13 protein-coding genes are annotated in these 12,733 nt (G+C 35.2%); 9 read left to right on the forward strand and 4 right to left on the reverse strand.

Annotated elements, in window-relative coordinates; genetic code table 11:
• The first annotated feature begins 17 nt into the window (after window positions 1–17).
• The 5 genes from C8D98_RS12735 to C8D98_RS12755 all read left to right on the forward strand — a co-directional run bounded on the left by C8D98_RS12735 (window position 18) and on the right by C8D98_RS12755 (window position 3,300).
• Window positions 18–935 (forward strand): hypothetical protein, encoded by a 918-nt coding sequence (locus tag C8D98_RS12735; protein WP_132874551.1) that lies wholly within the window; start codon window positions 18–20, stop codon window positions 933–935.
• Between the two features lie 9 nt (window positions 936–944).
• Window positions 945–1,334, forward strand: coding sequence for a hypothetical protein (locus tag C8D98_RS12740; RefSeq protein ID WP_132874552.1), 390 nt, complete (start codon window positions 945–947; stop codon window positions 1,332–1,334).
• Window positions 1,335–1,717: 383 nt separating this feature from the next.
• Window positions 1,718–2,392 carry a hypothetical protein gene (locus C8D98_RS12745; protein WP_132874553.1) on the forward strand — a complete coding sequence of 225 codons (675 nt, stop codon included), beginning with the start codon at window positions 1,718–1,720 and terminating at the stop codon, window positions 2,390–2,392.
• The gene (locus C8D98_RS12750; RefSeq protein ID WP_132874554.1) at window positions 2,379–2,912 is read left to right on the forward strand and encodes a hypothetical protein; all 534 of its coding nucleotides are present in this window, start codon (window positions 2,379–2,381) and stop codon (window positions 2,910–2,912) included. The genes C8D98_RS12745 and C8D98_RS12750 overlap by 14 nt, the downstream gene beginning before the upstream one ends.
• A gap of 34 nt (window positions 2,913–2,946) precedes the next feature.
• Window positions 2,947–3,300, forward strand: a complete 354-nt coding sequence (locus C8D98_RS12755; protein ID WP_132874555.1) for a zinc ribbon domain-containing protein — start codon at window positions 2,947–2,949, stop codon at window positions 3,298–3,300.
• Here the strand turns inward: C8D98_RS12755 and C8D98_RS12760 are convergent.
• Both C8D98_RS12760 and C8D98_RS12765 read right to left on the reverse strand, forming a co-directional pair.
• Entirely contained in the window at window positions 3,297–4,811 is a 1,515-nt protein-coding gene (locus tag C8D98_RS12760; protein ID WP_207891280.1) for a restriction endonuclease subunit S domain-containing protein, read from the reverse strand. The genes C8D98_RS12755 and C8D98_RS12760 overlap by 4 nt on opposite strands.
• Window positions 4,781–6,802, reverse strand: coding sequence for a type I restriction-modification system subunit M (locus tag C8D98_RS12765; protein WP_132874556.1), 2,022 nt, complete (start codon window positions 6,800–6,802; stop codon window positions 4,781–4,783). Before C8D98_RS12765 ends, C8D98_RS12760 begins: the two co-directional genes overlap by 31 nt.
• A 480-nt stretch (window positions 6,803–7,282) precedes the next feature.
• On the opposite strand from C8D98_RS12765, the gene C8D98_RS12775 reads away from it, so the two are divergent.
• Window positions 7,283–7,549 carry a hypothetical protein gene (locus C8D98_RS12775; protein WP_165871335.1) on the forward strand — a complete coding sequence of 89 codons (267 nt, stop codon included), beginning with the start codon at window positions 7,283–7,285 and terminating at the stop codon, window positions 7,547–7,549.
• A gap of 493 nt (window positions 7,550–8,042) precedes the next feature.
• Here the strand turns inward: C8D98_RS12775 and C8D98_RS12780 are convergent, their stop codons facing one another.
• Both C8D98_RS12780 and C8D98_RS12785 read right to left on the reverse strand, forming a co-directional pair.
• Window positions 8,043–8,945 carry a nucleotidyl transferase AbiEii/AbiGii toxin family protein gene (locus C8D98_RS12780; protein WP_207891281.1) on the reverse strand — a complete coding sequence of 301 codons (903 nt, stop codon included), beginning with the start codon at window positions 8,943–8,945 and terminating at the stop codon, window positions 8,043–8,045.
• 53 nt (window positions 8,946–8,998) lie between these two features.
• Window positions 8,999–9,724: a DUF6088 family protein gene (locus C8D98_RS12785; RefSeq protein WP_132874558.1), complete on the reverse strand. Its 726-nt coding sequence runs from the start codon at window positions 9,722–9,724 to the stop codon at window positions 8,999–9,001.
• A 436-nt stretch (window positions 9,725–10,160) separates the two neighbouring features.
• Here C8D98_RS12785 and C8D98_RS12790 point away from each other — a divergent pair, with 436 nt between their 5' ends.
• The 3 genes from C8D98_RS12790 (at window position 10,161) to C8D98_RS12800 (ending at window position 12,691) form a co-directional block, all read left to right on the forward strand.
• On the forward strand, window positions 10,161–10,748 hold the full coding sequence (locus C8D98_RS12790) for an SLATT domain-containing protein (RefSeq protein ID WP_132874559.1): 588 nt from the start codon (window positions 10,161–10,163) through the stop codon (window positions 10,746–10,748).
• Window positions 10,745–12,100 (forward strand): reverse transcriptase domain-containing protein, encoded by a 1,356-nt coding sequence (locus tag C8D98_RS12795; RefSeq protein WP_132874560.1) that lies wholly within the window; start codon window positions 10,745–10,747, stop codon window positions 12,098–12,100. The genes C8D98_RS12790 and C8D98_RS12795 overlap by 4 nt, the downstream gene beginning before the upstream one ends.
• 252 nt (window positions 12,101–12,352) lie before the next feature.
• Window positions 12,353–12,691 (forward strand): single-stranded DNA-binding protein, encoded by a 339-nt coding sequence (locus C8D98_RS12800; protein WP_132874561.1) that lies wholly within the window; start codon window positions 12,353–12,355, stop codon window positions 12,689–12,691.
• Window positions 12,692–12,733: the final 42 nt, after the last annotated feature.

The following is a 12,733-nucleotide window of genomic DNA, read 5'->3' on the forward strand; positions in this document are numbered from 1 at the left end:
TATATTACGAGGTGAACATGAAAAGGTTGCTTTTAGTCATGATACTATGTATCAGCTCAGCTCTCGCTTATGCTGAAGATGCAGTCACTCAATACGACCTCTCTTCAGAACTTGTCACAAAGAACATCCTTGTTCCGACCAAAGGATACGGGGATGTCGCATTTACACAGGGCGATATAGCCAATATGGTTGGTCAGAGGCTTGCCTCATACTCTTCGATGCAGAAGTTCTATAAGTTCATGTACAACGAGCATGTGGAGGGCTGGACAGGTGTGCGCGGGACTAAGTCTCCTGAAGGCAATTTCATTTCTCTGGCATACTTTGGCAATCAAGACAAAAAGCCCATAGGAACTAACAGAACGGCTTACACAGAGGCAAAGCTGCCCTATTACATCCAGAACAACAAGATGGCATTGACACTGCCTAACAAGTTCGCAGAAGTGATGAGCAGAGGCTTTTCATTGTTTGGACCTAAGCCTCTGGATACATCCACCAACATCAAATACGACATCCAGAACGCATTTGATGCCCTTAAAGAGAATGACACCTACTGCGCTGTTTATACTCTCAAGGATTCATTCCAATACAACGGCAAGCTGGATAATCTGACAAGCCTCATCAGGAACTCCAACAAATATGTAAACGTATTCAATGGCGAAAAAAGGGACAGCCTGAAATACATCATAACCTATATGTTCCCCACTCTTGAGCCTGAGCTTTATAAGCAGTGCATCGACAACACAGGCGACGACCCTGTGCTTATCAAACCCGATTACGTCGCTTATCAGTACAAGCTGGAAGCCTACCCCTACATGGCGGGTTACAGGATAACCTACGAGCTTAAGATCCCATACTTCGTACAGGGCGACGGCAAACTTATCAATTCCGAGGTCATAGAGGAAACGAAGCAGATTATAAGGACCACTTTGAAATAGGAGGATATCGTGAAAGTATTTATTATCTCGTTACTGCTTGGGACGATAGTGCTGTTTACCGGGTGTGCGGCGAAGACAGGCAACTCTAAACTTGCTGAAGCAACGAATGAGTCTGTCTCGCAGACAATCATTAAAGGAACATCCACGAAGGCTGATCTTCGCAGGAGCTTTGGTGAACCGCAGAAGGTTGACTTCACAGAATCGGGTCTTGAGAAATGGGAATACTCATTTATCAGGAAATCCCAGAAGGCTATCAACTTTGTACCGCTTGCCGGAGCATTTGTCGGCGGCACGAATGACACAACGAAAACTCTGCTTGTAATCTTCAAAGGCGACGTTGTAGAAAACTATGCTCTGTCCACCGCACAGGGCGAAACAAAAGCAGGGCTGTTTCAGTAAAAATCAATTAGGCTCCGCTCAACGGCGGAGCCTTTTCTTTAACCCTCTGATATCACACCCAAAACAATACAAGACGTTTATATATTTTCAGGCAGCTTTCAAGTTATCATCCCGATTATTTTATGCGGGAGTTTGTTTTGATTGATGAGATACTGAAATCTATGAAAGCCTACCAAAAGGGAGACATGCCCCTTATCGCTGATACCATAGGTCTAGCAACAACAAAATGCTAATGTAAGAATTAGATAATAATTAAGACATTTATTGTATCATTTATTTCTTAGGCAAGGTTCTAATACAATTCAAATAATAAAAGCCTAATATGATTGCATCTTTTATTTAATATGTTATCATCTCTATAGTTTACAGTATGGAGAAACTATATGCCAGATGATAAATTATATAATCTTGCGGAGAAAATATATTTTCATGAACTGGGACGTGTTGAGCACATAAGAAACAGACAACAATTACCCATGGCTGTCTTAATGGTGTTTATTAGCATATATGTTTTCTTCACCAATAAAGTAACTCTTGCACTGTCTGATGATAAGCATAAGATATTTTGCATATTATTATTTCTTAGTCTCATATGTTTTTTTGGAGCACTTTTTTATTTTATTAAAGTTTTTAAGTATAAAAATATAAAACATATGCCAACGGCAAAAGCTATAAGTGATTATAGAGATGAACTAGAAAAAAAGTCACTTGAACCAGAGGCAGACTGGAATGCTGAAGATGTTTTTAATGATTGGATGGTAAAACGGTTTAATGAAAACTCTTCGAAAAATTTCGTTACTAACCTTGAAAACTCTAAATCACTTGAAAAATGTAATCTTTTTATAATAATGAATGTATTTATTATTGTTATTCTATGTTTTCTGTATACATTCGGCTCTCTTGACAAGAAAGATAGTCGTAATGATCTAAAAATTCATTTCATTGGTAGTAACAGAGTTAACCTTTCATATAATGAGAAATCTTCAGGATTTATAATTGAAGTAGATAGCTTAAATAGAGGCATCACTGTTAAAGAGGACAATGATGCAAAGAATTAATATAGAGCAACTTATTGAACTTCTGAAATCATTAAATCAAGAACAAGTTGATGAAAAGAATACTCCTCCGATAGGTCCAGATGATAATGATGTTCCTGGCAGATATAAAACAATAGGCGGTTTTAAGGTAATATCTAAGTCATCACAAAAAAAAGCTAGAGAGAGGCATAGACAACATAGACAAACACTAAAAACACGTAAAGGCATCGCAAACTATGTGGGTTCACCTATACGTGAGAACCCTTCTGTGCAGAATAGAGGAGGAAAAGCGGGTAAAATCGCTAAACGTGGAGGCAAAGCAATCCCTTCATATAAGTATCATAATCTTAATGCTTATAGTAAGAAAAAACTACTTGATTCCATTATTAAGCATTTAGATATTGGTTGTGCTGTCCAATCAAGGGACATACCGGTAGAAATAGAAGTTAGATTAAATGAGAAGACGTTAACAGTCACCAATCCTTGCGACGGGACAAAAACGCTATATCATATCATAAAAGGGATGTTAAGAAAAATTTGATAGAATTATAACGAAGGTGGCGTCTGGAGCAGAAATGATAATGTTCGTCTTGTGGATTATATGCGTAGCAACTGCTGCATATCTTGTTAAACAGTACCGCCGTTCATTCTGGTGGGTTCTGCTTGTTGCGATACTTCCGATAGCTGTTATTGTGCTACCCATGCTCGGACGCAGAGAAGGTTTAGGCGGATATAAAAAATGCAGTGAATGTCGTGAGCTTATTAAGTATGATGCAGGTATATGTCCCCACTGTCACTCTGACCAGAACGCAGAGCCCAAAGGCTCAAAAAAGGGTATCGTCATCACCACAATAATCTGCCCCAAGTGCAAATCGGTGAATACTTCCGACAGCAAGACGTGCTATAATTGCGGGAAGAAGATGGCTTAGTTTTTAGGCACTCCTATAACGTCTTCATTCATTATTCTGATTGCCTCTTGTTCTTTATAGTATGCATCAGATCTAAGCTGATTTGCTTTTAATACAAGCGAATTAATTTCTTTCTGTTTATCTTGATTTTTAAGCAATGGGATACTGACATCACCAAGATGATTGCTGTCGATTTCATCAACAACAGCCCCATATGTATTTCTCGTTATGAGACTATAACCATATTCCGAATTAAGCCAACAGTATAAATATCCTGAAATATCCGAACTAAAAGGGAAAATTCTTAAAATATGTTCATTGGCAGCCCAATTTTCTAGATGTTTAGGGACAATATTTGTTTTGCCTATTGTTCCACTACGGGTAACAAGGATACAATTCTCCTTTAACAATAGTTGTTCAGCTACTCTTTCTTTGTGTAAGGCTTTGGAAAGATATTTCTCACAATTTGGAGATAGCTCTAATAGCTGTTTTCCGCCGAAAAAGGGGACTCCATTGTTTTTGTCAACATATACTCTTTTAAATCTTCCGGGGAGAATAATTTTCTGTGATAAAGTGGGGTCTTTGAGCTTTTTAACATCTTTTGCATGTTTTTTTATATGGTCTTCAATAATATCAATTAAAGGCAGATGATAACTTCCGTCAAATCGCATATTCAGTCTGCTTAATTTAACCTGAAAATTTCGTACATTATCAATATCTCGAAAATACGAAACTTTTAAATCGTCCAAAGAGGGCAAGGATAACTCTTCATATAAGATGTCTTCAGCTTTATCCATAAGTTCATTTGATTCGTCACGCAATTCGTATGAAGTCTCTATTAACCGATGAATTGTATTCTTTATGTCTTCAGGTGCATTCGGAATCACAACATTCTGCAGATGCTCAGGCTCAATATGTTCAACAACAGCACCATAATTATTAGACTGTAGTATCTTTTGCCCTGTATCAGTCTTGAAAAATGTGTAAATGTATCCACCGTCATATTGCTCTTTTCCAGATATTCTTAATAAGTCATGGCTCAAAATGTTACCGTCCAAAGTAGAAGACACAAAAGATGATTTACCTATCGTCCCTGAAATGGTTAATAGAACCATGCCCTTTTTAACTTTTAATAGGTCAATATTTGTATCTGTTTTTTCAGAAATATATTGCTGTGCCTTGGGATAAATTTCTGATATTGCTGATGGTTGAAAGATAGGAAATGCGGACTTCTCTACGAATAATCGTTTAAAACGTGGACGATGAAACGCATTAGCTACTAATCCATTATTACTCCATAAATAAACATAACCATATTTTGAATATTTAACTAAGTTAATCGCTGCCTTTGCTTCCAAATCAAAAGCACTCGCCTCAAATCTCATCTTATTATGAATAATATCATTCAGAGAAACCGATGTGCTTTTAGGCTTATCCGGTAAAAATGTATAGTCTTTTTCAGGTTTTTCTATGTCATGGATATGTCGTGGTGCTGTATTGCCTACCATGATATTCCTTCCTGTCTCTTCCATTCTGCAAATATTTCTGCAACATGAACAGTTTGATCATTCACAATTCTTTCCTGACTTATCTCTTTGCGATAAGTCATATTTCCGTCTCTGTCTCTTTCCTTAACCAGATTTTCTTGTTCGACTATAACAAGATTTCCGTCTTCGTCTCTTTTATAAATTTTTGTCCCACGCTTATCATGTCCGATATGGTCTACCATAGTCATAAATATATTGTAGTCTGCCATACATCCGTTCACTTCTTCTTCACGGATTTCCTCTGGTGTCTTCTTCTGTATAATTAAAACAGATGTTTGTGTCCCGTTTCTAGGTTGAAACGTATCCGCATGTAAATCTATACTTGCTATCAACTTCACATTTTTAATAAGCCAGAACCTAATGTATTCTAATCCGGGAGCCCCAAGTATACTATCAGGCAAAACTATCGCAGCCCTTCCGCCCGGTTTAAGCAACTGAATTATTCGTTCGATAAAAAGTTGCTCCGGCGAAACACTACTTTGCAGTCTATCTGTTTTATTCCATGAGCCTTTTTTATCTTTTTGCCATATATATGCTATTTCAAACTGTTCAAGAATACTGTGGTCTTGAATTGGTATTTTTGAGCCGAAAGGAGGGTTCGTAACTATTACATCGAACTGGTTTATATTGTTGTGATTGGTAATACTACCCTGCTTAATTTTAAGTGATTCACACAGTTGTTTTTTTACATCTTCTTCCCATTCGTGCGGAGGAAGCAGGGAGTTAAGTTTCAGAATATTGCCACTTCCGTCATTATTCATGACCATGTTCATTTTTGTTGCTTTCACAAGGGAAGGGTTTATATCAAAGCCATAAAAATTTTCACGAGCTATATCAGATATAGTTTTCTGATATATTGCATAAATATCAGTATTCCATTCATCTTTCAATTTCCCATGAGACGTTTCGAGCTTTTCAACGATAAGGTCAATTACTTTCTTCATCGCCACAACCAAGAAGCCGCCTGTACCACAACTGCTATCAAGTACCTTTTCGTTCATTTGCGGGTTAATCATATCTACAACCATATGCATCACGTTTCTTGGAGTAAAAAACTCGCCCCTGTCTCCACGGAGATTAGCTCCAACAAGCTCTTCATATGCCTTGCCTTTAATATCAATATCAGTTGTCAGCAGAGAGTACTTCTGCAGTTCTGCGACCAGATAGGTTACAGTAATAGATTTAAGCTGTATTTCATCATTTGCAGCAAAAATTTGAGAATGCTTTTTCTTAACTTGAGAGAATATGTTATTGATTCTTTTATTAACTGAAATTTGTCCATCACGGTAATTACGTTCTCTCGAGGTTACATAAAACTCTATAGGATTAAAAAGTTCTCTCTCGTCATGGATTTTACAGAATATTATCTTCAGAAACTCAAAAAATGCTTCCTGCTTTTGGAAACCTTCATTTGCATAAATAATATTATGGCATGTTTTGAAAGTGAAAAGAAGGTTGTCTTCATATGCTTTTATTAGATTGCCACGCACTGGTCTTTCGTTTTCGTCTGATACACCGTCCGCAGAAGGTATGTCATTAAATTCAACGATTTGAGGTTTTTTACTTTCATCAATAACTCGACGATAAACAGTCTTATGAAGACCATTAGTCCACATTCCCCATTCACAATTAACACATGCTGCCATGTAGCTTTTTAATTGCTCTAATCCATTGTCTTTGTCGTCCGGCTTAACGTCTTCTTTTTTACATTCAATAATAATAGAAATATTGTGTTGGTCGTTTTGCTCTTCTGGAGAGAGGCTATTAGGAAAGATAACAATGTCCGCTCTTTTTTTACCAGACCCCATTTGCATCGTATATTCAACCTTAATACGATCTTTTGAATATTTATGCTCATTGACCAAACGTTTTTCGACTGTTTGTCTTACATATTCTTCGGGAGTATCATTTCTAAAAGTACCGTCTATATAGTCTTTAATCTTCCCTTCAGGGATAGAAATAACAAGATTACTCATTAATAAGACTCCGTTTTTAATAGTTAAGTTTTATTATGACATTCGGCGTATTTATTGTAAAGATTAAATCAATTATCCTGATGGCACAGCCTCAGTCAGCTTATTCATCAGATACCGATTGATTTCCTTCTGCGTTCCTTCCCAGAGCGCACCGTCCTTGATTGGGAAGTATAGTCTTGCCGGAAGCGCCACGCTCCTGTCTCTGCCCGCCTTTCCGCCGAACTGTTGTATAGCGGCGCAGAAAAGGGACTCCTCAATTAGAAGAGGCTCTTGTATCGTTAGGAGATAGCACAGAGCAGCTTTATGATATTGTTAATAGTGCAAAAGAAAATGAAATTGAATTTTCTCTTCTATTTACATCACCACCTTACTATTCAGTTACTAATTATCATGCTGATCAATGGTTGAGGTTATGGCTATTAGGTGAATCAAATGGCCCACACAGTATAAATAATAAAACGATTCACACTGGTAGATTTGATGATAATAGAATATTACAATCTTCTCGATACAGTATTCATGAATTGCGCTAAAATCATGAAAGAAAAAAATACAGTATATGCAAGAACAGACAAAAGAGAATTTACATTTCAATCTACATTGGAAATTCTTAAGAAACATTTTCCTAAGCATGCAGTTAATATAATTGAAAAACCATTATCTGAAAAAAGCAAAACACAAACAAAACTTTTTGGAGACAAAACACTAAAACCAGGAGAGGTTGACATAATATTGACTAACGCTTAAATCAGCATTTAGGAATTTTTCCAACCTTAGCGAATTCTAATTGTGACGCAAATATGGCGCAAATGATTTTTTAATAACCTTATTTACACAATATTACAAATATTATATAAAATAGCACATTTGGATTCCTAATCCAGAGGCCGCATGTTCGAGTCATGCCGGGGGCGTTTGTTTTTTATCAATAACTTGCCTGATTATCAGCAAGTTATATAAGTTGTTTTAACAAACTAAAATCGTTCAAAACCGTTCAATTTCGTTCAAAATTTGAAGCATTTGCTTCAAGAATGCTTCAAGTGTTTGAAGCAGTGGTTTTTTTCTAAGCCTATTCCAGACGCTCTATTTCCTGGCATCAAAGACAAGACAACATACTAATAATAAAGAATAATCACGAAAACAACCTAATAAAAACCTTTGTTAACAAAATTGATACTTTCTCTATAATCAGGCAGAATCAGCAGAATAGCTTATATGCAAATTAGTTACATCAATGTTCCTATATTTCTTTAAGCCTGTTCGCAATAACCAATAATGACTGCATAACACTTTGCTCATCAACTGGCTGTCCATAAACCAAGCCCATAAATTCATGCTCATAAGTATCTACAAGTTTTGTCCAGACCGTAACGGTATCTGAAAATATCAACGCTTCCTCAAAAGGATGTTCAAGCCATTCATTGTTGTTTCTGTAGCTTCTTTTATCATCCTCTCTAACTTTAAGCATCATCTCACGAAATTGGTCAGAATGCAGAAACTGTACGATTTCCTCCCTTTGTAAAAGCATATGGATGTCATAGGTATGCCTGATCTTCATTTTCAAATCCTGATTTGGATCTGCACTGTATGAAAAACGAATCAGGCTCATGATTTTCTCGCAGAAGGTTCTTTCAAGACAAAGAGCATTAACAACAAATGGAGTCATTTCATACTCGGCAATCAATGCATCCTGCTGTCTGGCTTTCATCATCTGAGCAATATACGATTCAATCTGTACTTCTGTTTTAGGTTCAAAGTAACCAAGCCAAGTGGCTTCTATTACTATATAATCCCTGACCTGCCCAAAATCTCCTTTCAATGTCTTGGGATAGGAGTGGCATGTTTTTCTGTTCATACCTCTTTTGACAGTAACACCATCGACATCAATTTCTTCAAGTATGCCGGATACTATATTACTGACTGCTCTTAGTTTTTTGTTTTTACTGTTATCCGACTCAGCCTCGTCATAACTTATAACCAGATCAATATCTTCCGAAAAACGCTCTATTACACCAAAACACTTGGATAAAGATGTTCCACCTTTAAAAACAACATAGTCCTTCGCTTCAGCCGTGAATATAGCTTCAAGCACCAAAGTAACCCAGTAGTCTTTTTCTACATAGACTTCTCTAATGCCCATCATTTGAGCTGTCGCCTGAATTGCTTGTCTGAAAAGAGTCGGATTATTATGCAGTTTCATTTTATATTCCATTGAGCCGATGAAGTAAGGATTTTAGCAGCTCCCTTATACTTATAAATTGTAACAGAGTTGAGTGAATCTTTTAACTTTACAGTTTTTTCCTCATAACCGATCTCACTCAATAATGCACCAAGTAAAGCTCTTGTTGATGGGGGATATTTCATCGCTAATCTTACTATATTATCAATATCCGATTTATTTAAGTCTCTTAGGATTGATTTCAAACGGACGCAGGACTTTTCAATGGAAGTATCAGGAATTTTCTTTATGTACCTGATTGAGTCCAATATCTGCAACAGGTAGATGTTATCTTTTGTAATGACATTCCTCTGTTTTACAAAGGATATTAAATAATTGCCCCTTTTTAACGATGCTCTGACTATGTTTTTACCTATCTGTATCACATTGCTCACCTGAGTGGTTAAACCAAGTTTATTATAACAACTCAGACCGGTGATATATCCGTCTATTTTCCCATTTGTCTCAAGCAGATCCTTTACTATCTGCTGCTGATTCGGTTCCAACTCTCCAAATAAAGTTTTCTCCTGTTTATAAAACTTTCCTTTAGCCAGTTTTACTATTTTACCAGATGCGGCCATACGATTAAGAGCTTTTATTACAGCTTGACTGCTTGTCACATCATCAAGAAAATCATTATAGGTGAACACATATCCTTTAGGCAGCCTATCTATTTTATTATTTATTATTTCAGATGTTTTCATAAGCAAAGACTACATCTCTTATAAATATTTGTCCAGTTTTTTAATTAAAAAACTGGACAAACAAACACAAGCAATACAAAAACAAAATATTCAAGTTATACTAGATTATTATCACTAACTCATATTCTGTTATCTCTGCGAAACAAATTCGTACAATATTCTTCTAAATTCAAAAACGACGAATCCTTTATAATAATAAAGTTTTAAGGCAAGATTAACCCAGAACTTAACACTATCGTCATTAGTAACTTAAAGAAACTCCTTTGCTGTTATGTTAATACCATGATAGAATTATATGTTTGGGGCTTATTTATACATTGTATAAATAATTCCGAATAGGGATGAAGCTAATGTTAAAGGCATCAAAACCTTTCTAAAACTTGCTAGCAAGTGGAAAGTACCTGTAAATATAAAGCCCCAAACTCTTGAGGAAAATATGACAATTTCAAAAGAAGAAACTCTTGGGAAAATTCAAAATAAGATATATATAACAAGACTCTCAAGAATTCAAGCAAGTGAACGATTGCTAAACAATAAAAAATGGTCAGAATACCTTCTTGTATATTACTCTATCGTAAATATTGTATACTCTTATTTTTCTGTCACATCCATATGCTCTAGTGTGTATTTAGAACATCTAAACATACTCCTTTCTATTATTCTCCTTATTATCTCCCTGATTGTTGCAAAAAACAGGTTTTCAGAGAGATCTCATTTATTCCAAGACAACTATACAGCTTTAGACAATTTATACTATAAAGCATGCGAATCAAATGCCGATCCAATAGAAATAATGGATGAATATAGTCAACTTCTAAATAACATTGAAAACCATCTTGCCCAAGACTATATTGTCATGAAAGTAAAAAGATTTCTTTCCGGAAATGCTATCAATAATGGGAAACCAACTGCATATGAATTCTACCAGTTTACAGAAATTTACATCACATCACAAATTATTGTCCCTATTCTATTTATAATTCCTATTTTAACCCCAATCATATTACATAAAACTTTAAGATGAAAGCTTCAGAATTATTTAAGAAATCTTTTAAAAAAGAGAATATCATACATGTTTATAACGAGCACATAAGGCATTCAACTACAATTGGCTTGGATAGGGTCTCAATACGGACATTCGAAAAAAACTTAGATGAACATATTGATGTAATTCAAAGAAAATGTCTAAATGGACAATATGTATTTACAAAGTACAAGCTATTGTTAATTTCAAAAGGACCGGACAAGTATCCTCGAAAAATATCAATCCCAACGATAAGAGACCGAATTGTTTTAAAGGTTTTACAAATATTTATAAGTCAAGTCTTTAAAGATTCACTTAATATTACTTTACCGCAAACGACTATTTCTCATCTCAAAGATGCCATTACCAGTGGCATGTACACGCACGTAATAAGAACAGATATAACTAACTATTATCCATCAATTAATCATAAAATTCTTTTCAAAATTATCCACTCTAAAATAAAAAAGAAGGAAGCTACCTCACTTATCAAAAAAGCAATCTGTACTTGTAGTGTAACAAAATCTAATAAGTTAAATAATGTTGAAGAACAGTGCGGAGTTCCACAAGGCCTTTCTATTTCAAATATATTAGCAGCATTATATTTACACAACTTTGATCAAAAATTTCAAAACAATCAAGAAATGGCATACTTCAGATATGTAGACGACATATTAGTCCTTAGCAACGACACAAATAAAGATCTAATAGCAAATACTATTCAGACTTTATTAAAAAGAGATAATAAACTTAAGATTCATGATTTTAATAAATCAGATAAATCTTCAATATCTTTAATTAATGAACCATTTAATTTTTTGGGTTATGTCTTTAATAGTGATATGGTTACAGTCAAATCAACTGCTAAAGAGAAACTTATTGAGAGTCTTATTAAAATACTTACTCAGTATAATTATTCTCGAGAGAAACGAAAAGAAATTGTGGAATGGAGGTTAAATTTACGTATCTCTGGATGCATATTTGATAAGACACGCCGTGGCTGGGTATTTTACTATTCTCAAGTAAATGATGAAACAATGCTGCATCAATTGGACTATCTAGTAAAAAAACTTTTAGTTCGTTATGAGCTAGTTGGTAAAATTTCTGTAAAGTCTTTTGTTAGGACATATCACGAAATAATTAAAAACTTTCATAATACCAACTATATCCCAAATTTTGACAAATACACCAACGAACAAATGGTTAAAACACTTAAGGAATATTTCCCAAGAAAATTTAACCAAGCCACGCTAAGCAGTATGACACCAATTGAAATTGAAAAAAACTTTAGACGTCAAATAGGTTATATCATTAAAGATATTGAGCAGGACATAAAACCAGAATCATACTGATACAGTAAAATTTAATATATTTAATCCTACAATCTCTTTGAATACATAATCACGATTCTTACTTGAGAATACAATTCTATTTTATAGTTAATTCAAGTTACTGTCGTTTAAACTCTATGCGGTTCGATTCTATCATATTTCCCTCATATATAATTTTAATCATAAGAAGTTTATAAGTAAACAGCTATTATCCCATCACACATTTAACCGTCTTCTCATTAATGAATCAGATAACAACATGAGGAGGCTAAAATGGCTTATCTGAATCAAACACATCTTTTAGGACGATTAACCACAGACCCTGAACTCAGATATATTCCAGGCAAAGATATTCCGGTATGCGTATTCACTCTCGCATCAAACAAACCAAAGAGTGATAACACTCTCTTCATAGAAATTGCCGTTTTCGGCGAATATGGTAAAGCCTGCCATGAACACCTCAAAAAAGGCAGTCTTATCATTGTCTCCGGTGAGCTTGAATACAGAAAATGGGATAAAGGCTCAGAAAAGCACTCAAAACACACTATCAAAGCCAATGATATTCAGTTCATAGCTCTCGGCAAACCCGATGAAAAGGATACTGATAACTAATGTGCATAGAGGACAGTTATATCAGCATATTAGAACAACTGA

Origin of the sequence: Seleniivibrio woodruffii (assembly GCF_004339245.1) — a bacterium.
Classification (GTDB): Bacteria; Chrysiogenota; Deferribacteres; order Deferribacterales; family Geovibrionaceae; genus Seleniivibrio; species Seleniivibrio woodruffii.

Bases quoted from the DNA above. Each gene is read 5' to 3' on its own strand.
- C8D98_RS12735 (WP_132874551.1), top strand. From the start codon at position 18: ATGAAAAGGTTGCTTTTAGTCATGATACTATGTATCAGCTCAGCTCTC.
- C8D98_RS12745 (WP_132874553.1), top strand. From the start codon at position 1,718: ATGCCAGATGATAAATTATATAATCTTGCGGAGAAAATATATTTTCAT.
- C8D98_RS12750 (WP_132874554.1), top strand. From the start codon at position 2,379: ATGCAAAGAATTAATATAGAGCAACTTATTGAACTTCTGAAATCATTA.
- C8D98_RS12755 (WP_132874555.1), top strand. From the start codon at position 2,947: ATGATAATGTTCGTCTTGTGGATTATATGCGTAGCAACTGCTGCATAT.
- C8D98_RS12760 (WP_207891280.1), bottom strand. From the start codon at position 4,811: ATGGAAGAGACAGGAAGGAATATCATGGTAGGCAATACAGCACCACGA.
- C8D98_RS12765 (WP_132874556.1), bottom strand. From the start codon at position 6,802: ATGAGTAATCTTGTTATTTCTATCCCTGAAGGGAAGATTAAAGACTAT.
- C8D98_RS12775 (WP_165871335.1), top strand. From the start codon at position 7,283: ATGATAATAGAATATTACAATCTTCTCGATACAGTATTCATGAATTGC.
- C8D98_RS12780 (WP_207891281.1), bottom strand. From the start codon at position 8,945: ATGATGGGCATTAGAGAAGTCTATGTAGAAAAAGACTACTGGGTTACT.
- C8D98_RS12785 (WP_132874558.1), bottom strand. From the start codon at position 9,724: ATGAAAACATCTGAAATAATAAATAATAAAATAGATAGGCTGCCTAAA.
- C8D98_RS12790 (WP_132874559.1), top strand. From the start codon at position 10,161: ATGACAATTTCAAAAGAAGAAACTCTTGGGAAAATTCAAAATAAGATA.
- C8D98_RS12795 (WP_132874560.1), top strand. From the start codon at position 10,745: ATGAAAGCTTCAGAATTATTTAAGAAATCTTTTAAAAAAGAGAATATC.
- C8D98_RS12800 (WP_132874561.1), top strand. From the start codon at position 12,353: ATGGCTTATCTGAATCAAACACATCTTTTAGGACGATTAACCACAGAC.